General features: G+C 31.9%; 21 protein-coding genes and 2 CRISPR repeat arrays. All 21 genes read left to right on the top strand.

Translation table 11 applies throughout. From position 1 onward, the window contains the following. The first annotated feature begins 1 nt into the window (after nucleotide 1). The 21 genes from csn2 (at nucleotide 2) to H1220_06275 (ending at nucleotide 21,098) form a co-directional block, all read left to right on the top strand. Nucleotides 2-661 (top strand): type II-A CRISPR-associated protein Csn2, encoded by a 660-nt coding sequence (csn2, locus tag H1220_06375; GenBank protein QMI86680.1) that lies wholly within the window; start codon nucleotides 2-4, stop codon nucleotides 659-661. A gap of 381 nt (nucleotides 662-1,042) precedes the next feature. Then, entirely contained in the window at nucleotides 1,043-1,252 is a 210-nt protein-coding gene (locus H1220_06370; GenBank protein QMI85343.1) for a hypothetical protein, read from the top strand. Nucleotides 1,253-1,658: 406 nt separating this feature from the next. Next, nucleotides 1,659-2,155: direct repeats of the CRISPR family, unit length 36 nt; unit sequence GTTTTAGAGCTGTGTTGTTTTGAATGGTTATAAAAC. Between the two features lie 217 nt (nucleotides 2,156-2,372). Then, nucleotides 2,373-2,723: a DUF2200 domain-containing protein gene (locus H1220_06365; GenBank protein QMI85342.1), complete on the top strand. Its 351-nt coding sequence runs from the start codon at nucleotides 2,373-2,375 to the stop codon at nucleotides 2,721-2,723. Between the two features lie 18 nt (nucleotides 2,724-2,741). After that, the gene (eutJ, locus tag H1220_06360; GenBank protein ID QMI85341.1) at nucleotides 2,742-3,590 is read left to right on the top strand and encodes an ethanolamine utilization protein EutJ; all 849 of its coding nucleotides are present in this window, start codon (nucleotides 2,742-2,744) and stop codon (nucleotides 3,588-3,590) included. Nucleotides 3,591-3,805: 215 nt separating this feature from the next. Further along, the gene (locus tag H1220_06355) at nucleotides 3,806-4,195 is read left to right on the top strand and encodes a GntR family transcriptional regulator (GenBank protein ID QMI85340.1); all 390 of its coding nucleotides are present in this window, start codon (nucleotides 3,806-3,808) and stop codon (nucleotides 4,193-4,195) included. Beyond that, nucleotides 4,179-4,865, top strand: coding sequence for an ABC transporter ATP-binding protein (locus H1220_06350; GenBank protein QMI85339.1), 687 nt, complete (start codon nucleotides 4,179-4,181; stop codon nucleotides 4,863-4,865). Before H1220_06355 ends, H1220_06350 begins: the two co-directional genes overlap by 17 nt. Further along, complete coding sequence (locus H1220_06345) at nucleotides 4,862-5,677, top strand: hypothetical protein (GenBank protein QMI85338.1); 816 nt, start codon at nucleotides 4,862-4,864, stop codon at nucleotides 5,675-5,677. Before H1220_06350 ends, H1220_06345 begins: the two co-directional genes overlap by 4 nt. 5 nt (nucleotides 5,678-5,682) lie before the next feature. Next, on the top strand, nucleotides 5,683-6,741 hold the full coding sequence (locus tag H1220_06340) for a hypothetical protein (protein QMI85337.1): 1,059 nt from the start codon (nucleotides 5,683-5,685) through the stop codon (nucleotides 6,739-6,741). Between the two features lie 257 nt (nucleotides 6,742-6,998). Further along, nucleotides 6,999-7,610: a 30S ribosomal protein S4 gene (rpsD, locus tag H1220_06335; protein QMI85336.1), complete on the top strand. Its 612-nt coding sequence runs from the start codon at nucleotides 6,999-7,001 to the stop codon at nucleotides 7,608-7,610. Between the two features lie 144 nt (nucleotides 7,611-7,754). Beyond that, nucleotides 7,755-9,155 (top strand): ISL3 family transposase, encoded by a 1,401-nt coding sequence (locus tag H1220_06330; GenBank protein ID QMI85335.1) that lies wholly within the window; start codon nucleotides 7,755-7,757, stop codon nucleotides 9,153-9,155. A gap of 144 nt (nucleotides 9,156-9,299) precedes the next feature. Next, a CRISPR array of direct repeats spans nucleotides 9,300-10,589; the repeat unit is 36 nt; unit sequence GTTTTAGAGCTGTGTTGTTTTGAATGGTTATAAAAC. A gap of 12 nt (nucleotides 10,590-10,601) precedes the next feature. Then, entirely contained in the window at nucleotides 10,602-10,739 is a 138-nt protein-coding gene (locus H1220_06325) for a hypothetical protein (protein ID QMI85334.1), read from the top strand. 719 nt (nucleotides 10,740-11,458) lie between these two features. Continuing rightward, on the top strand, nucleotides 11,459-11,986 hold the full coding sequence (locus H1220_06320) for a 5-formyltetrahydrofolate cyclo-ligase (GenBank protein QMI85333.1): 528 nt from the start codon (nucleotides 11,459-11,461) through the stop codon (nucleotides 11,984-11,986). A 51-nt stretch (nucleotides 11,987-12,037) separates the two neighbouring features. Further along, nucleotides 12,038-12,697 carry a rhomboid family intramembrane serine protease gene (locus H1220_06315; protein QMI85332.1) on the top strand — a complete coding sequence of 220 codons (660 nt, stop codon included), beginning with the start codon at nucleotides 12,038-12,040 and terminating at the stop codon, nucleotides 12,695-12,697. 5 nt (nucleotides 12,698-12,702) lie between these two features. Continuing rightward, a complete protein-coding gene (locus H1220_06310; GenBank protein QMI85331.1) occupies nucleotides 12,703-13,656 on the top strand; it encodes an ROK family glucokinase in 954 nt (317 codons plus the stop codon). Nucleotides 13,657-13,673: 17 nt separating this feature from the next. Continuing rightward, on the top strand, nucleotides 13,674-14,072 hold the full coding sequence (locus H1220_06305; GenBank protein ID QMI85330.1) for a rhodanese-like domain-containing protein: 399 nt from the start codon (nucleotides 13,674-13,676) through the stop codon (nucleotides 14,070-14,072). Nucleotides 14,073-14,124: 52 nt separating this feature from the next. Next, the gene (locus H1220_06300; protein ID QMI85329.1) at nucleotides 14,125-14,583 is read left to right on the top strand and encodes a low molecular weight phosphotyrosine protein phosphatase; all 459 of its coding nucleotides are present in this window, start codon (nucleotides 14,125-14,127) and stop codon (nucleotides 14,581-14,583) included. 76 nt (nucleotides 14,584-14,659) lie between these two features. Beyond that, a complete protein-coding gene (locus tag H1220_06295; GenBank protein QMI85328.1) occupies nucleotides 14,660-15,832 on the top strand; it encodes a hydroxymethylglutaryl-CoA synthase in 1,173 nt (390 codons plus the stop codon). A gap of 46 nt (nucleotides 15,833-15,878) precedes the next feature. Continuing rightward, nucleotides 15,879-16,211 (top strand): single-stranded DNA-binding protein, encoded by a 333-nt coding sequence (locus tag H1220_06290; GenBank protein QMI85327.1) that lies wholly within the window; start codon nucleotides 15,879-15,881, stop codon nucleotides 16,209-16,211. A gap of 110 nt (nucleotides 16,212-16,321) precedes the next feature. After that, nucleotides 16,322-17,011, top strand: a complete 690-nt coding sequence (locus H1220_06285; protein ID QMI85326.1) for a ribonuclease III — start codon at nucleotides 16,322-16,324, stop codon at nucleotides 17,009-17,011. A gap of 2 nt (nucleotides 17,012-17,013) precedes the next feature. Beyond that, the gene (gene smc, locus H1220_06280; GenBank protein ID QMI85325.1) at nucleotides 17,014-20,580 is read left to right on the top strand and encodes a chromosome segregation protein SMC; all 3,567 of its coding nucleotides are present in this window, start codon (nucleotides 17,014-17,016) and stop codon (nucleotides 20,578-20,580) included. Next, nucleotides 20,577-21,098 (top strand): DUF1307 domain-containing protein, encoded by a 522-nt coding sequence (locus tag H1220_06275; GenBank protein ID QMI85324.1) that lies wholly within the window; start codon nucleotides 20,577-20,579, stop codon nucleotides 21,096-21,098. The genes smc and H1220_06275 overlap by 4 nt, the downstream gene beginning before the upstream one ends. Nucleotides 21,099-21,179 lie beyond the last annotated feature (81 nt).

The raw sequence follows: 21,179 nt of genomic DNA, 5'->3' as shown, positions 1-21,179 counted from the left end.
GATGAAATTAAACTTTCCTTTAATTGATGAACCCATCACATTGGATAAGTGCACTATTTTAGTATTAGAAACACAATCGGTTTTTGCTGATTTTATAAAAAATCTATACGCTTATACTGGAGAACAAGGCATTGTAATTTATGACACCATTGATACAATAAATCCATCTGAACTGGTTTGTATCACTGATATTTTAGGTTATGATATAAATTCTCCTACTGTCATAAAATCGGTATATCACGATTTAGAACAGCAGTTAAATGATAAACCTGATGTCAAAACAAAAATAGAAAAATTAGTATCGAACATAACAGAATTACTTATATTTGAATGTTTAGAAAATGAATTAGACTTAACTTATGACACAATTACCATTTTAGAGTTGATAAAAGCCTTAGGAGTTATCATTGAAACGACAAGTGATAGTGTATTTGAAAAATGTTTGGAAATTTTACAAGTATTTAAGTATATGAAGAAGAAAAAAGTACTTATTTTCATAAATACGTGTGTCTACTTATCAAAAGAAGATATGAACGTTCTAAAAGAGTATATTGAATTACAAAATATTTATGTTCTTTTTGTAGAGCCACGAAAAGTATATGATTTTTCACAGTATACTTTGGATAATGATTATTTTTTAATCTATGAAGAAAACAAATGATTGCCATGAAGTAACAAAATGTACTCAATAAGTGACAATAAACTATCGGGAAAATAATTTCCGATAGTTTATTGTGACGTTTGTAATGCCGCATTATGATATAATTGTAAAAATAGAAGATGCATATTATTAAAAAATTTATAATGATAATAATATTTATTATAACTATTTTGGAAGTTTGAAAAATAAAAAACAACCACGAAAACAATCGAAGCAAGGCAAGCGTAAGAAAGTTAAGTAGTTGTTTACAAGGAAAAGAGAGCGAAAGCTCTCGGCTCCTTGTGAATAGTATAACATGTTAAAAGAGAAAATGAAATACATACTCATATATTTTGTTGTTTATTTGGTACACAAATGGATAGAAAGAGATGATGAAGAATAATGACAGAAAAAAGAAAAGGATATACGGACCCAAAACTACAAGCAGAAGCTAATAAAAGATGGTCAGAAAAAAATAAAGAGTATAGAGCTTATTTAACAAGTCGTTCAAGTGCTAGGGGTTTCATTAGAAATAAAGCAACACAAGAAGATTTAAACGAATTAAAGATACTTATACAAGAACGAGAAGAACAATTAAAATATACAGAATAGGAGGAAACTACAAAAAAGCCTTTTACAATAACGAATAAAGCGACAATGATGATACTACTTATAATTGAAATCATCAAAATTTTACTCGAAATAGTAAAAGAACTTTCGAAAAAATAGAACCGCTAAGGGCCTCGGCTCTTAGTTGTATCTTACTTATAAAATATCATGAAAAATACAAATATTATTATGGATTGCGATTATTTTGAATATCGTTCTTATTTTATTGCAGATTAGACGACTTATATAATGACGGAAAAAACTCAAAAATATCGTAGTTTTATAAGAAAAATTATATTATTTTAACGTTAATAATATGAATGTGTTATAATCAAAATAAAAGGCCATTCAAAACTGAAGTTTTGCTAGAACGAGCAGTTTGAGGATAAACCGGCGAACAAAATTTTGAGTTTTAGAGCTGTGTTGTTTTGAATGGTTATAAAACTTAAGTCGTAACCTAACCCCCCTACTTTGTGTTTTAGAGCTGTGTTGTTTTGAATGGTTATAAAACAATAAATATTGCTTATATTTCTTTGCGTGCGTTTTAGAGCTGTGTTGTTTTGAATGGTTATAAAACTCTTTAGAAGAGTATAGGAGGTTTAACACAGTTTTAGAGCTGTGTTGTTTTGAATGGTTATAAAACACATGACGCTATCAATCCTAGTCATTATAAGTTTTAGAGCTGTGTTGTTTTGAATGGTTATAAAACGTTATTTGTTTACAAGACAAGTTTGCCAAGTTTTAGAGTTGTGTTGTTTTGAATGGTTATAAAACAAAACGTGTAAAGCGACCTATTGAAAACCGGTTTTAGAGCTGTGTTGTTTTGAATGGTTATAAAACAAGTTGTGGTGATTGGGTAATGAAATATTTGTTTTAGAGCTGTGCTGTTTTGAATGGTTCAAAAAGAAAAAAAGACACACTATAAACGTTAATTCGACAGCGTTTCAAAGGCGTGCCTTTTTTTGTACACAAATGATTTTATCGATAAATATGATTTATTACAGAATCTATATTTACCAACGATATTTTTGTTGTCTATTAGATATGTTTTATTACTCCCCATGTGATTATTTTTCTTAGATATGGTACAATAAATACAGATATACATAAAGGTCGTTATAAGATGAAAAAACCAAAAATATTTGATATGTGTTTTTCTGTCATTCATGATGCCTATGTTAAAAAGGCAGTGCGTAAACAGAGGACGAAAGAGGAAGTAGATACAATTATTTGTTGGTTAACGGGTTATTCTGTCGAAAATTTGCATATGCTGAGTAGGTCTGAACACATCACGTTAGAGCAGTTTTTTAATCAAGCACCACATATCAATGAGCATGCTGATTTAATTACAGGGACAATTTGTGGTGTGAGAATTGAAGAAATTGAAGATGATATGATGAAGAAAATTCGTTGGCTAGATAAATTGATTGATGAACTTGCTAAAGGAAAAGCAATAGATAAGATTTTAAAATAATAGTATAGAGGTGGACGTATGGCGAATAATCCAAAAGCGTTGGTAGAATGTAATAAAGAAATTAAAAAGTTTGAACAAGTGATGAAAGAGCCGATTAAAAAAAGAAGTTCTGTTTACTATACAGGTGTCGATTTAGGAACAGCATGTATTGTGTTAGCTGTATTAGATGAAAATCATGAACCAATAGCAGGTGCTTATGAGTATGCAAAAGTGGTAAAAGATGGTATGGTTACTGATTATGTTGGTGCCGTGCGAATTGTAAAAAAATTAAAAGCACAGTTAGAGGATGAATTAGGTGTTGAGTTACTTTATGCAGCAGCAGCAATTCCTCCTGGAACACATGCTTTAGATTCAGGCGCGATTAAAAATGTTGTACAAGCAGCAGGTTTTGAATTGACGAATTTATTAGATGAACCTACTGCAGCCAATCAAGTGATGCATATTAAAGATGGAGCTATTGTAGATGTTGGGGGAGGTACAACAGGTATTTCTATTTTACAAAACGGACAAGTTGTGAGTGTTGCAGATGAACCAACGGGTGGGACGCATTTTTCTCTTGTGCTCGCAGGAGCTTATAAAATGTCATTTGATGAGGCGGAACTTTTTAAACGTAAAAAGAAAAACCATGTTGAAGTTTTAACGGTTGTGAAACCAGTTGTTGAAAAAGTGGCATCCATTATACAAGAATATATACAAGATTATAAAGTAGATGAGATATATTTAGTAGGTGGAACATGTTGTTTAACAGGCATTGAACAAATTGTTGAACAAAGAACAGGGATTAAAACGTATGTTCCTAAAAATCCAATGTTTGTCACACCATTAGGTATTGCCAAAAGTTGTACGAATAAACCTTTAGATATTTAAATAAATAGTGTTTATATCAAATCGTGTTGGTGGATTACTCTCCCCCAACACGATTTATGATAGAGATTATATAAACTGAGTGAATGGGTCATATATCCATTCACTTTTTTTGTTGTGTCATAAATAATTGCTTGCTTTCTAAGTGTATTAACTATATAATACACTTAACAAATGTATTAAACGATTGATACACTAAATAAAAAGGAGGTGTTGGTATGGAACCTTTTGATAAGCGTATACCGGTTTATGAACAAGTTATTAAGCGTATGAAAAAAGATATTATTACTGGAAAATATCATGCTGGAGAAGCGATACCGTCAAGAAGGGAGTTGGCTCAGATGTATCAAATCAATCCAAATACGGTGCAACGTGCATATAAAGAAATGGAAGAAATCGGGCTTATCTATACAGATAAAAATGTATTAAGTCGAGTGACAAATGATGAACACTATTTAAAAAATTTAAAATCAACTATTTTAAATGAGGCATTAGATAAGTTTTTTGATGATATTGCATTTATGGGGTTGCACGAAAACCAGTTGATAGAATATATTCATCGCTATTATGAACAGAAAGAGGGTGCTTTAGATGCTAGAAGTGAATAATGTGTACCAATCCTATGGAAGTAAAAAGATTTTAAAAGGTATGAGTTTTACGGTGAAAAAAGGAGAAGTAACTTGCTTAATTGGTATTAACGGTTCTGGTAAATCAACAACAATGAATGCGATTATGGGGTTAATACCAATAAAAAAAGGAACGATTACCATTGATCATGAACCAATCAAACATAAAATGTATGACCATATTATCTATATTCCAGATCAGTTAGCAATGTATCCCGAGTATACATTGAAACAAGCGATTGCCTTTATGCAAGATTTTTATGACTGGAATAAGGAAAAAGAAGATAAGTTACTGACATTGTTTAAATTGAAAAAAGAAGAGAAGTTAAATCGTTTGTCAAAAGGGAATAAAGCAAAAGCCAATTTATTATTAGGCTTATGTGTCGAATCAGATTATGTGTTATTAGATGAGCCTTTTTCAGGTATTGATATTTTTACGAAAGAACAAATTTTACGTGTTTTCTCAAGTGACTTGATTGAAGATAAGGGTATTTTATTAACCACACATGAGATTAATGATGTGGAAACACTGGTAGATAAAGTTTTACTCATGGAAGACGGAAGAATTATTCGTGAGTTTTATGCAGAAACGATGCGAGAACAAGAAGGCAAATCCATTATAGATGTCATGAGAGAGGTGTATGTATCATGAAGATGTTTTTAAATCTATTGACAGTTGAATTAAAGCGATTATCAAAATATGCCTTGTTTGGTGCATTTGGTTTGATTTTACTTCAAGGTATTAGCTTGAGTTTTGTTTTAAACGCTGAATTAAACAGACAGACGTTTATTAGTAATGCTGAAAAATTCCCGTATGAAACAATTATCAGTAGCGGTACATTGTATACGTGGAGTATTATGGTGTTCTCTATTGCTTTTTTTATTCTTGTACGACAAATATGGCATTGGGATTTTCATCGCAAAGGTAATATGGCCATTCGATTATTTACCTTGCCACAACACAGATTTGTGATTTATTTAGCCAAATTAGTTGCCATTTCATCTTTAGGTATTTTGTTTATAGGACTACAACTATGTTTAGATAATCTTTGGATTATTGTTGCTAATTTCTTTATTCCAAAAGCACAACAAGTAGAGATGAATGCTTTTTTAAATATGTATGCAAATTATAAAGATAGTATTACTAGTAGTCTTTATTATATCAATCCATGGTATATTGGACGAACCTTATTTATACCTTTTGCTTTTATTATCCATATTTTCTTTTTGGAAATACTAGCTCAATCTATTTCTTATTTACATGTTTTTATAAAATATACTGTTTTAGTCGGAGTTACAGTTGGTTTAATTGCCTTGTTTATCAGTAGTAGTATATATATTTATAAAAATTTAATAGGCTCTGAGTATTCGATTTTCCTTGTTGCATTAGGAATGATTATTGTCATCATCGAGATTTTATTATCGAATTATCTTTTATGTAAAAAAGTCATGATTAGGGGGTGAAAGTTGTGAAAAAATACAGTATCATTATTGTAGTTGTGATTTTAAATGTTTTGTCACTTGTTTGTTTATTTGGAAACTATACTTTTTCTAAAAGTCTTTTACCAAGTGTTAAAATCGAAACAATCAAAAAAGATGACAGTCAAGTAAAAAAAGTTGAACTAGTTGGAAGTTTTATGACAAATTACAGAGGAATGCCTTTTCGGTTGAATGATAAAGGCACATCACTCGATAATGAGGAAATAAATCCTCAAAAAAATATAATTAGTAAATATCAAAAAATTCCTATTTTAAATAGACCGAATATTGATTTTGTATCACAATCAACAGAAATAGGCGATTGGATTATTTTATTAGCAAATACAAATGATAATTTAAAAGGAAAACTTATTTCTAATTTATACGCCTATAATCAAAAGACAGAACAACTATTTGAAACGCCAATTAGTGACATTCCGATATTTGATGGTATTTTTGTCAAATCAAATGACAAGCTTTATTTTGTAGGTACTACATCCAATAAAGAAGATTCTTCTATAAAAATTTTAGAGATTTTATTAGAAGATACACAAATGATTGTAAAAACGATTAAAGAAAATCTTAAAGGAGTAGACTATCAGGGGTTTTCTGTTTTTCAATCTGATTCAACATTTAATGTTGTTTTTAGAAATAAAGGAAAGTTTTTTGTTTACCGTGTTTTAAAAGATGAATTAGTCGATTTGTCGAAAGAAATTTTTGATGACATATATGTTTCGGGGAATCCGTATACTATTTCAGATATATCCGTTGTAGCAGACAGAGTTTATTATAAAACACAAACAGAATTGAAAACATTTGATTTGAATACTAAAGAATATCAAACAATAAAAAAACTAGATACAAAGCAAATCTTATTCGATGATGAGTATATGTTTGAAGAAAAAGATTTGACAATAACGATTACCAATTTAAAAACGAATCACATTATTTATGAAGGTAAAATAACAGGTGATTTTAAAGGGTATGAATTAAGCATAAATAATATATATTTAAATGATAAAAGAGTTTCGTTCTTTCCAATAAGATAGTACGACAAAAAATTATTCACATTTATCGTTGAAAACACATGACTTTTCTTGACGACTATTTCTTTATTTAGTATACTACTAGTTGTGTAAAATAATGCAGCAAAATTAGAAGTACAGCGTCAACAGTTTTTCACGACTAAGTGTCATTGTGTAACCTGCGGCTGCTAAAGGTGAAGATGAAAAGAAAAACTGCACGTATACGGTCTAGTTAACTATTATTTTACTCCAAAACAATTTATTATTGGAGGAATTTTATTATGTCACGTTATACAGGTCCATCATGGAAATTATCTCGTCGTTTAGGTATTTCTTTAACAGAAACTGGTAAAGAATTACAACGTCGTCCATACGCACCAGGTCAACACGGTCCAAACAACCGTAAAAAATTATCAGAATATGGTTTACAATTACAAGAAAAACAAAAATTACGCCATATGTACGGTATGAGCGAACGCCAATTCGCAACTTTATTTAAAAAAGCTGGTAAAATCAAAGAAGGTAAACACGGTGTTAACTTCATGATTTTATTAGAACAACGTTTAGATAATGTTGTATACCGTTTAGGTTTAGCAACTACTCGTCGTCAAGCACGTCAATTAGTAAACCACGGTCATATCACAGTTGACGGCAAACGTGTAGATATTCCATCATACAGCGTATCTGTTGGTCAAGTAATCTCTGTTCGTGAAAAATCAAGAAATGTTGAAGTTATCAAAGTTGCTGCTGAAGGTATCTTTGGTCGCCCAGACTACGTTTCATTTGATGTAGAAACATTAACAGGTTCTTTAACACGTTTACCACAACGTGAAGAATTATCAGAAAACATTGACGAAGCATTGATCGTTGAATACTACAATAAATTAGGTTAATTTTAATAGTATATCACACTCACAAATCCCTTGTATCAAGGTTTTTGTGAGTGTGTTTTTTGTCATCTATGTAAAGTTTAAGATGAATCTTTCTAGTTTATAATACAAGTATAAGATGTTATAATAAGGGCTCTATAATAAATCGTGTTGGTGGGAATAATCCACCAACACGATTTTGTATATAAAAGTGGACAAAAAAAGAGAAATACCTGTATGATTAAATCACCACAATTAAACAAGGAGGTATTTCTCATGGATTATTATACAAAAAAATTATTGACATTAACAGATAAATCTTTCATAGCTGATGAACATTGGTTAGAAGAAAAAACAATAAATGGTATTCCACACCACTTTATTAAAGGTACTTGGACAAAGCCTTGCCACACCTGTCCACATTGTCATGCTAAAACACTCATCAAACATGGGACATATCAAACGAAAACATTATTACCAAAGTTTAGACAAATCAAAACTGTTTTACTTCTTAAAAGAACCCGTTATCGCTGTAAAACGTGTCTAAAAACCTGTTCTTCTTCGTGTTCTTTAGTCGATAAACATTGTTGTATTTCTAAAGAATTAAAACAACTTATTGCACTTGATTTAACGAAAAATATTTCAAGAAAACATATCTGCCAAGACCACTTTGTATCTGATGTGACCGTACAACGTGTCTTAGATAAATATACAAAACAAGTTAAACCGTCTTTTCATTATCTACCTAAGGTACTATGTATCGACGAATTTAAGTCTGTGACATCTCATTTAGGGAAGATGAGTTTTATCTGTGTAGACGGATTGACGCACCGTATTATTGATGTGTTACCTAGTCGCCAATTAGACCATTTAATCACTTATTTTAAACAATTTTCTAAAAAAGCAAGACATAGCGTTCGCTATCTTGTTATGGATATGAATGCCAATTATGGCAAACTTATTCAGAAGGTTTTTCCTAATGCCGTTATTGTCACAGATAGATTTCATATCATACAACATATACATCGGAATTTAAATACACTACGTATAAAAGAAATGAACACCTTTAAAAAAGAAGAAAAGGCTTATAAACACTTAAAGAAATACTGGAAATTATTATTAAAAGATGCCTTTGATGTAAATGATACAGACTATCACTATCACCAATCCTTTAAAACATATCTGACACACGCACAAATCCTGGATAGATTATTAGACTATAGTCCTGTTTTAAAACAAGCATATGAGTTTGTACAAGAGTTGAGATATGCTTATAGACAGCGAGATTTTGAGTCATTTATGGAGGTTATTCATCATATTGACCCGTCATTACCAGAGTGGTTTAGAAAGAAATTTGATATTTTTAAAACCTATCAGAATGGTATTTATCAAGCTTTTACCACACCTTATTCAAACGGTATCACAGAAGCTATCAACAATCATATTAAAGTCATCAAACGGATTGCCTATGGCTACAGACGTTTTTCTTATTTTAGATTGCGTATTTTAATCATACAACACCATTCTCAGTGGCAGAAAAAGAATGTGAAAAAGGTAGTGAATGGTTAATGCCATTCACTACCAACATACTCACTATTTCTCTCCACCAACACAATTTGACGAAGAGCCATAATAAGTAAAATGAAACCATTCAAAGCTGAAGTTTTGCTAGAACGAGCAGTTTGAGGATAAACCGGCGAACAAAATTCTGAGGTTTTAGAGCTGTGTTGTTTTGAATGGTTATAAAACAAGTTTCAAAGTCATCAATACGTTGTCGAGGTTTTAGAGCTGTGTTGTTTTGAATGGTTATAAAACCAATCGCACCTTTTATAATGTGTGATAGATGTTTTAGAGCTGTGTTGTTTTGAATGGTTATAAAACTGAACACAAGGGATTAGTTCTACTATCTAAGTTTTAGAGCTGTGTTGTTTTGAATGGTTATAAAACAATCAAGTTCACTAGAACACTTCAAGAACTGTTTTAGAGCTGTGTTGTTTTGAATGGTTATAAAACATATTAAACAATCTGAATGGTTTGTGTAGTGTTTTAGAGCTGTGTTGTTTTGAATGGTTATAAAACTTTATCATATTGTCATCTTCTTTCTATTTTGTTTTAGAGCTGTGTTGTTTTGAATGGTTATAAAACTTTATTCAAATATCTTGAAAGTGATGATTTGTTTTAGAGCTGTGTTGTTTTGAATGGTTATAAAACTAGGTATTCCAAAAGGTGATACGCATCAATGTTTTAGAGCTGTGTTGTTTTGAATGGTTATAAAACCTAATGAAAAATATGAGAATCAAAACGCTTGTTTTAGAGCTGTGTTGTTTTGAATGGTTATAAAACCGGCGTAAAATCGATTCTAGCTTAAAATGTGTTTTAGAGCTGTGTTGTTTTGAATGGTTATAAAACTTTTTATTTCCTTTCTACCCAACTGATGAAGTTTTAGAGCTGTGTTGTTTTGAATGGTTATAAAACATCACCTTCTGCATCGCCAATAACATCATCGTTTTAGAGCTGTGTTGTTTTGAATGGTTATAAAACTAGTATTTGTTTCATAGGTGTGATGTGTTCGTTTTAGAGCTGTGTTGTTTTGAATGGTTATAAAACTAGTATTTGTTTCATAGGTGTGATGTGTTCGTTTTAGAGCTGTGTTGTTTTGAATGGTTATAAAACATCTTTTGTGTTTGCTCGTTCTCTAATGATGTTTTAGAGCTGTGTTGTTTTGAATGGTTATAAAACGCTGACGTTATCCGATACAATCGAACAAATGTTTTAGAGCTGTGTTGTTTTGAATGGTTATAAAACAATACTAGGTGTCGTGATACACAATGACGCGTTTTAGAGCTGTGTTGTTTTGAATGGTTATAAAACTGTTCTGCTAATATAGAATATTCACGCTCTGTTTTAGAGCTGTGTTGTTTTGAATGGTTATAAAACGCAACGTATTGCTTATAAGGTAGAACAAACGTTTTAGAGCTGTGTTGCTTTGAATGGTTATAAAAGAAAAAAAGAGATATGTCATATCGAAAATCAGGTTTTTCAAATAACCGGTTAAAAAATAAAAAAGAGCCTTGGTTAGACGGACCGAAAGCTCTTGTAATCTCAACGGTCATTACAGCGATTGTTGAGATAATCAAACACTTTTTAAAATAAAAAGTGACGGGGAGGGGCGAAAGCCCCAACCTGTATCTGATTATAACATATCTTTTTAGTACAAAACAATGAAAAGAAAAAATGATAATTTTTATGTAGGTATTGGAGTTGTAATTTTAATTCTTTGGTGGATAAAAATTTTAATTTTTGGATAGAAAAGAGTTGAGTTATTTGTAAGTATATACACTAAAACAGTGGGGAAATTTAAGAGGTTTTTAGCTTTTAAATCAGGAATTTTTTCAAAAACAATTAGTAATGATGAAAATGATATAAAAAATGAGAAAAGTATCTTATTAAATTGTAGAGAAATTGGAAAGTGTGCTGGATATAAAGACAGCACAAATTTCTTTGAAATGAACTTCGGTTTTTCCGTATAAAATTATTGTATATTACATAAAGAGATATGCTTGATTGTGTTTTATGTGTCTGTACAACTTGTTTTTTATTCAGCCCTTTTGAAACGATTTTGTTCACTGTTAGTGTTTTTTTATTAAAATCAATAAATTACAAAAGATATTTTAGAAACGTAACTAATTATTTGCTTAAAACGGTTTTTAGCATTAAAAGTTGTAGGGGATGTTTTAAACTCGTACTACTTTGACTTTTTCAATAAAGGATATATACTAAAAAATGTACATCGTAAGGTGTGCATCTTTTTTATGAGAAAATAAAGTAATGATTAGATACAATAATTTTTGATAATAGAACTGAGGAACTAGATGAATAAAAAAGATATGCGGAAACTTGTGTTACAAAGAATGAGCACTGTTTCTAAAGAAAGACGGGAATATATAGAACAAACACTTATGACAAAATTACTAGAAACATCTCTTTGGAAAGAAGCAAAAACCATTGGTATAACGCTATCTACGTTTCCAGAGTGGGAAACACGTCGTATCATTGAAGAAGCGTGGCGTCAACATAAAACAGTGGTTGTGCCAAAAGTAATTAAAAAAGGCGTTATGGTTTTTAACCACTATACGATTGATACACCATTGGAGATATCGGCATTTGGTATAGATGAGCCTGTAATGGTAGATGAAGTCACACAGATTGATTTACTAGTTGTACCGGGTGTGGCATTTCAAAAAAATGGTGCTCGTTTAGGTTTTGGTGGTGGTTTTTATGATAGATATTTACAAGATTTTGAAGGGAAAACAGTATCATTAGTTGCGATGGAACAAATGGTAGATATAGTGCCTTTAGAAAAACATGATATTTTTATCGCAACTATTTTGAATGCATGATAAAAATTGTGTATAATGAATACCATAGCATATTTTTAGTTGGAGGAGATTATGTTCAGAAATTTTAGAGGTATTCCTAGTCAGTTACAAGCGACATTTGTTCTTATTTGTATCAACATTATTGTCTTTATGGTAACAACGACAAAGGGTGGGACTGCAGAAGTTCTTGTTCAATATGGTGCATTATTTAAGCCGTTAGTTCTGTTTAGACATGAATATTGGCGACTATTTACAGCGATGTTTTTACATGCAGATGTAATGCATTTATTGGTTAATATGTATTCCTTATTTATCGTTGGCTCTTTATTAGAACCTATTTTTGGGAAACATAGATTTTTATTTATTTATATGTTAAGTGGATTGATGGGTTCGGTTCTATCTTTTGCTTTAGGTAACATCTTCAGTATTTCCGTAGGTGCTAGTGGTGCTATTTTTGGTTTATTTATGAGTGTGGTGTTATTACATCGCTTTTTCCCATATCATACAGGTATTCGTTTACAGTCACAGTCGTTTTTATCGACTATTTTAATAAACTTGGTTTTTAGTTTTGCACCGGGTATTGATATGTGGGCACATATTGGTGGTTTATTAGGTGGTTTTTTAGCAACAATGACACTGAAGTTTCAATCAAGAGATAGAGTTAAACAAGGAATGATTCTTCTCTTGTATATTATAATCGTTGCGACATTGATTTTATTCGGAAGGAAGTAAGGGGAATGTCAAAAAAATTATTGGGTATTGATTTAGGTGGTACGAGTGTTAAAATGGCGATTTTGACACTTGATGGTGACATTCAGCAAAAATGGACTATTCCAACAAATATATTGGATAATGGATGTCATATTGTGCCGGATATTATTGCATCTATTCAACATCATTTGCATTTATATCAGCTGACAAGTGATGAGTTTTTAGGTATTGGGATGGGTAGTCCAGGTCAAATTGATGAAAATTTAGGGACAGTCATTGGTGCCTATAATTTAGGTTGGTCTACGACACAATATGTAAAAAAAGATTTAGAAACAGCTTTAAATATGCCTGTTTTTATTGATAATGATGCGAATGTAGCTGCTCTTGGAGAACGGTGGGTAGGTGCAGGAAATAATGCTAGTGATGTTGTGTTTATCACACTTGGGACAGGTGTTGGTGGTGGTATTATTGCCAATGAAAAATTAGTACATGGTGTGAAAGGCAGTGCTGGAGAGATTGGGCATTTAATTGTTGAAAAAAACGGATTTGCATGTACATGTGGCAAAAAAGGGTGTCTAGAAACGGTGGCAAGTGCTACGGGTATTGTCAATTTAGCCAGAGCTTTTGCTGAGAAATATGCAGGAAGTTCATCTTTAAAAGAGCTAGTTGATGACGGTTCTGCAACAGCAAAAGATGTTTTTGACTTAGCAAAACAATCAGATGTGCTTGCTGAACAAGTTGTTGAGGCGTTTGCCAAATATTTAGGAGTAGCATGCAGTCATTTAGCTAATATTTTAAATCCTGCCTATATCGTCATTGGCGGAGGTGTGTCCGCAGCAGGAGAGTATTTACTTGAAAAAGTTGATACATATTTTAAAGAAGATACATTTATTACAGCAAGAAAATCAACGCAGTTGAGATTAGCAACATTGGGAAATGATGCGGGTGTGATTGGTGCAGCGAGTTTAGTATTACAGTAGGATGAAAGGATGAGTTTATGGAATTTTGGAGTATATTTCAATTACTAGTTATGATTTTTGTGGGAGGATATTTTATTTATCAAGTGTATTTGTTTATAGAGCGTCGTTCATCAGCAAAATACATCACACAAGAAGAATTTAGAGAAAATATGCGTAAAGCACAAGTTATTGATGTGCGCGAAAAAGCAGAATTTGATGTGAAGCATATTTTAGGTGCTAGAAACATACCTTATACACAATTTAAACAACGTATGGGTGAAATTAGAAAAGATCAACCGATTTATTTATGTGATGATTTTGCTTTGGTTGCAGGAAAAGCAGCAGGAAAATTAAAAAGAAAAGGTTATACAGACATCTATATTTTAAGAGGTGGTATGGAAAGATGGTCTGGAAAAATAAAATCAAATAGAAAATAGAATAAACAACAGGTGAGTATCCTGTTGTTTATTCTTACATAAGGAGATAAATATGGTTAAGGTATTATTTGTATGTTTAGGAAATATTTGTCGTTCGCCAATGGCAGAAGCTGTTTTTAAAGATATGGTAACTAGAGAGGGATTAAGCGATAAGATATACGTTGATTCAGCAGCAACAAGTTCGTGGGAACAAGGTAATCCTGTTCATCAAGGAACACGACAAAAATTAAAAGAAGTAGGTATTCGTACAGAGGGAATGTATTCCAGACAGTTACAAGACGATGATTTGAGTGCTGATTATATTATTGGTATGGATAACAGCAATATAAAAAATATTCATACATTTATTCAAAATAGAGCATCTGGTACAGTTTGTAAACTTTTAGAATTTGCTGGAGAAAATAGGGAGATTGACGATCCTTGGTATACGGGAGATTTTGAGAAAACCTATCAAGATGTTTTGAAAGGATGCCAAGGATTATTGGCGTTTATTAAAGCACATAATCTTTAAAATATTTTAAAGATAGTTGTACTTTTAAAAAATAATCGTTACAATCATGTCAGATTAAATAAAAAGGAAGTTCATCATGAAAATAGGTATTGATAAGATTGGTTTTTATGCACCTAGTATGTATTTAGATATGGTTGATTTAGCGAATGCAAGAGGAGTAGAACCTGAAAAATTTACAATAGGATTAGGTCAGGAAGAAATGGCAGTGCCTCCTTTGTATGAAGATGCGGTGACAATGGCAGCTAATGCAGCATTATCTATTTTAGAAGATATCGATAAAGAGAAAATTGACTTGATTTTAGTAGGGACAGAATCAGGGATTGATAATTCTAAGTCTATTGCTGTTTATATGCATTCTCTTGTAGGCCTATCATCTCGTGTTCGTGCTGTTGAATTAAAGCAGGCTTGCTATGGCGCAACAATGGCACTTCAATTAGCGAAAGGGCACATTCTACAAAATCCAGAAAGTAAAGTACTTGTTATCGCAACAGATATTGCTAAATATGGGTTAAATACACCTGGAGAAGCTACACAAGGTGCTGGTGCCGTAGCGATGTTAGTATCGAAAAATCCTAGAATTGCTATTTTAAATCAAGAAAATACATATTTAACAGAAGATATTATGGATTTTTGGCGACCAGTTTATTCGAGTACCGCCTTTGCAGACGGAAAATTTTCCACTGAAAAATATTTATATTTCTTTGAAACGGTTTTTAAAGAGTATTGTGAAAAAACAAAAGAAACAGTGGCAGATTTCAAAGCAATTTGTTTTCATCAACCATTTACTAAATTAGGGTTAAAAGCATTGAAATTAGTTCTTGACGGTATAGAGGAAGATAAAAAAGAAGCATTATTAGCGTTATATAACAGTAGTAAAACATATAATAAACGTATTGGAAATATTTATACCGGTTCGTTATATTTAGGATTATTATCGTTGTTAGAACAAAATAATACACTGTCTGCGGGCGATAAAATAGGTTTGTTTAGCTACGGGTCAGGTGCTGTTGGAGAGTTTTTCACAATCACATTAGTAAAAGATTTTGAGAATTATTTGTACACAGACAAACATAGTGCGTTATTAGAAAATCGTCAACGATTGACAATCAACGAATATGAAGCGATATTCTCAACAAGTTTACCAGAAGAAAAAGCAACGTATTATATTGAAAATGTGCCAAATGATAGAGTTGTTTTATGTGGAAAGCAAGATCATAAAAGAATATATAAAAAGAATGAGGTTCGATAAAAGAATCTCATTCTTTTTGCATATATTAAAAATAGGAGGTGATAAGATGAATGATGTATCTGTTATTGGGCGTATCGTAAAGCCTATTCATGTAAAAGAGATTGGAACAGATAAGTATGTGATCAACAATATTTTGGCGATTTCCAAAAAGAAAAAAGAAGGAAGTGAACAAACAGCTGATTTTATTCCCATTGTTGTGTGGGGAAAACCGGCTCAAATTATTGAACAATATTGTGAGAAAGGTAATTTAATTGGTGTGACAGGTCGGTTGTCGTCAAGACAATATATGGCACAAGGCGGCAAGTATCACTTTATTGTAGAGATTATCGTCTCTAAAATACATTTAATTGAGGGGAAACGTTATGTAAACGAGCGTTAAGATGATGAAAACTGTTGTTTTATTTAGGAAATGACAGTTTTTTTGATGGTTTGAATGTGATAATTATAGTATAATAATGGAGTTCCAAAAAAAGAAAGTGAGGTGTCAATATGGATATAGAAACAATCGTACAGAAAAAATTAGGAATGCGATTTTCAGATGTAACACTATTAAAACAAGCATTTACGCATGCTTCGTATGCGAATGAAAAAAAATATCAAAAAATTGATAATAATGAGCGACTAGAGTTTTTAGGTGATGCCGTTTTAGAATTAGTGGTATCTGATTATTTATTTCACAATTTTTTGCAATGGCCAGAAGGGAAATTAACACGATTTCGTGCACAATTAGTTTGTGAGCAAACACTTTCTACTCTTGCAAAGGAATGTGGATTTGATGAACTTGTTTTATTAGGAAAGGGCGAAGATGCCGGTGGTGGTCGAAAAAGAGATGCTTTATTATGTGATGTATTTGAAGCATTTATTGGAGCACTTTATTTAGATAAAGGATTAGATGTTGCGAAAGCTTTTATTTTAAGTCAACTCATGCCAAAAATTCATGAACAAGAGTCAAATTTGTTTATGGATTATAAAACACTTCTACAAGAAAGATTGCAAAAAAATGGCAGTATCACTATTCAATATACCATTGTAAAAGAAGAAGGTTTAGCGCATGATAAAGAATTTGAAGCAGTTGTTTCTGCACAAGGTAAAATTTTAGGTAGAGGTATTGGAAAAAATAAAAAAGCTGCTGAACAGGCTGCTGCCAAACAAGCGTATGAAGAAAAAACAGGTGAATAAAGGTGTATTTAGATAGAATTGAAATAACAGGATTTAAGTCATTTGCCGATAAAACATTGATTGAATTTGATAAAGGTGTCACAGCTATTGTAGGGCCAAATGGTAGTGGTAAAAGTAATTTATCCGAGGCGATAAAGTGGGTGCTTGGTGAGCAATCTGCGAAAAGTTTACGTGGGAAAAAAATGGATGATATTATCTTTTCAGGTTCTCAAACACGTAAGCCTGTCAATATAGCAGAAGTTACATTGGTGTTAAATAATGATGATGCATTTTTACCATTTGAGGCTTCGGAAATTCATTTAACACGACGTATCAATCGTAATGGTGAGAGTGATTGTTTTATCAATAAAAAACCGTGTCGCTTAAAAGATATTGTGAATTTGTTAATGGATTCGGGTTTAGGGAAAGATTCATTTTCTATCATTTCTCAAGGGAAAGTAGAAACGATTTTCCAAAACAAACCAGAAGAACGTCGTGCGATGTTTGAAGAAGTAGCAGGTGTTTTGAAATATAAAACACGTAAAACGGAAGCAAGCAGAAAATTAGATAAAACTCAAGAGCATTTAGATCGTGTCGATGATATTTTACATGAAATTCATGGGCAATTAGATCCGTTGGCAAAGCAAAAAGAAAAAGCACTTATATATCAAACGAAAAAAGAAACATTAAGTCATATTGATATTGCGTTAATGGTTGCTGAAATTGAAACATTAAATGAACAGTGGCAAGTGGCGAAAAAGGAACTGGCTTTTTTTGAAAAGCAAATTGAAGATAAACAAATTCAAGAAGAAGAAGTAACGTCAAAAATTAAAGAATTAAAAGAAGCACTAACGACTTTAGAGCATGTTTTATTACAACAGCAAAATGAATACGTGGAATGTGTTAAAAAAGTTGAGAAAGCTGTTGGTGAACAAAATGTTTTAATACAAAAATTAGAGTTTTCAAAACAAAATAAAGAACAACAACAAGATGCACGTTTCCAAAAAGAGCACAGTATAAAAACTATTTCTGAACAAATGACTAAGACAAAAGAAGAAACAGAAGAAAAAGAGCAGACTGTAAAACAAACACACTTAGCGCTTGATGAATTAAAGCAAGAGGAATTGTTTTTAACAGATACAAGTCAAAGTCATTTAGAAAATGAACGTCAACGCTATATTGATACGCTTCAAGAAGAAACGCGTATGAAAAATGAACTTGTGCATTTGGAAAAAGAGTTATTAGTGTTGACAAATCAACAAAAACGTTTTGTAGAACAAGAGAGTGATTTACAAAAGCAACAAGAAATTGTTAAAAATACATTATTGGATAAGGAAAATGAATTATCCAGAGTTCAAGAGCAGATTGATTTATTGATGAGTGACTATCAAGAACAAATGGATTCTTTAGACAAAGAAAGACAGCATACTCAAGAGTTAACACAAACGTATGAACAGATGCAACAAGTTAAAAATCGTTTAGAAGCTAGAAAAGCAAGCTTACAAGACTTGAATGATGACTATGCTGGATTTTATCAAGGTGTTAAAGAAATATTAAAACAAAGACATCAATTTGACGGTGTACATGGTGCTCTGGCAGAATTGATAAAAGTACCAAAAGAGTATACAGTTGCGATTGATATTGCTCTAGGTGCAAGTATGCAACATATTGTCGTATCCAATGAACAATCGGCTATGCAAACTATTCAATATTTAAAACAGAAACGGCTAGGTCGTGCAACATTTTTGCCATTAACTGTTATTAAAGGAAGATATTGCTCGCAAGATATTTTATCTCAAGTTGAGCATATGGACGGTTTTATTGGTGTTGCAAGTGATTTGGTTCAAACACAAGTGACATATAAAACGATTGTTGAAAACTTTTTGGGTCAAACACTTGTTGCTAAAACATTGGAACAAGGGACAAAAATTGCTAAAAAAATAGGATATCGTGTGCGTGTTGTATCTCTTGATGGAGAAGTCATCCATTCAGGCGGGTCTATGACTGGTGGAGCAACGAAACAGCAAACGGGTTCTATTTTATCAAGAAATCAGCAGCTAGAGGACGTAACAAAAGAGTTACATGCGTTAAAAGATAAGCTAAATGAAACAAAAACTTTGTATCAAACGCAAAAAGAAAAAGTATTAGCGTTAGAAGTATCTTTACAAAATGTACAGCAAGAAGGAACGAAAAAGCGTCTTGAAGAAAGAGATTTACAAGCTGTAGTGTTCCAATTACAAGAGAAAGTTTCTCAAGTAGAGATGCAGTATGATGTGTTAGTAAAAGATAAAAACCGCCAACAAGTTGTTTTGAATGAGTTAAAAGAACAATATGATACTATTAAAGTGTCTGAAAAAGAAATTAGTCAGCGTGTTGAAAAAGCAAAACAACATATCGATACATTGAGTGTTTCTCAAGAAGAACGCACAAAACAATTACAAGCATTACAGCCTCGAATACAAAATATTTCAGCGCAATGTGCAAGAGAAACAGAGCAGTTAACACATTTGAAGCACCGCTTACAAGAATTGCAAAAACAATTAAAAACGGAACAGATGAGTTTACAAGTTTTATTCACGCAACAAGAAGAGCATCTGCAATCTCAAGAAGAAATTGAGGGTATGATAGATAACATCAAACAAGAATTAAATACCTATCAACAAGAAAAAATAGCGTTAGAAGAAAGCATTAAACAAAAACAAGAAGAGAAAAAAGATGTGGATACAGTGTTATTTGTTGAAGAAACACAAGAAAAAGATCTTCAACAAGATATTCAAAAATTATTGCGTGATAAAGGGGCAATGGATGCTAAAATTAGTCGTTATGATGTAACGATTGATACGCACTTGTCTAGATTGAATGAAGAATATAGTTTAACTTTTGAAGCGGCAAAAGAGTTGGGTGTGTTAGAGATAACTATTCAAGAAGCGAGCAAGCAAGTATCACAATTAAAAAGAGAAATTGAGCAGTTAGGGCCTGTGAATTTAACAGCTATTGAAGAATATGATGTGGTGTATGAACGTTTTACATCTATGACAGAGCAACAGCAAGATTTAATTCAGGCAAAAGATAGTTTAATGGCGACTATTCAGGAAATGGATAAGGAAATGATGCAACGTTTTGGCGAAACATTTTATGCGATTAAACATCAATTTGAAAAAACATTCCCTAAATTATTTGGTGGAGGACGTGCGACCTTAGAGTTAACAAATCCAGATGATTTATTGGAAACAGGGATTGATATTGTGGCACAACCACCTGGTAAAAGATTACAAAATCTAAGTTTGTTATCTGGTGGAGAGCGTGCTTTTACAGCGATTGCTTTGTTATTTGCTATTTTAGAAGTGAAACCTGTACCGTTTTGTTTACTTGACGAAGTAGAGGCTGCACTTGATGAAGCCAATGTTAGCCGATATGGACGTTATTTGAAAGAGTTTATTGATAAAACACAATTTATTGTCATTACACATCGTAAAGGAACGATGGAGGAAGCAGATGTTTTATATGGTGTGACGATGCAAGAATCAGGAGTATCTAAATTAGCTTCTGTGCGATTTGAAGATTATGAAAAAATAGGAGAAACAGTATGAAGAAAAAAATAAGTCTTGTCTTATTGAGTATGTTATTAGTTGGATGTGCTACTCAAAAAGAAGAGGCGAAAGTGACACAAACGAGTATGCAAGAAACAACAACGATGAAAGAGGTTGTGGAAACGAAAGTTTATGAAAATATCGAAGATGATGTAACGACAACTTTATCTGTTACATATAAAAATGATATTGTGACACATGTTGATATAAAAGCAACAAAACCATTTCCCGAAGATGTTCGTTTAGATACACAAGAACAAAAAGAGATGTTAAAACGTGAGTTAGAACAATCACCAGAGTATCAAGAAGAAAAAGAAAGAGATGGATTCAAAAAAAATCTTGAAATTGATGAAACAGGATTTGTTGTATCTTTTTCTTATGATGTTTCAAAAATAAATGCAAAAGATTTTGAACATTACAAAACGTATGAACAATTTGGCCATGTTCTATCTCAAGGTGTCACAAAAACCGAAACAGAAAAAGAATTGGCAGAAATTGGTTTTAAACTAAAAAACTAATGTATTAGAGTTTAGTAGTGACTAGTTATATAAAGAATTAAAGCAGAAATCATCATGGTTTCTGCTTTAATCGTTCCATGT

The sequence above is a fragment of the Carnobacteriaceae bacterium zg-84 genome (assembly GCA_013874835.1).
Taxonomy (GTDB): Bacteria; Bacillota; Bacilli; order Lactobacillales; family Aerococcaceae; genus WM01.
The sequence above is the reverse complement of the archived record's forward strand: the minus strand, read 5'-3'. Positions and strand labels throughout refer to the sequence as shown.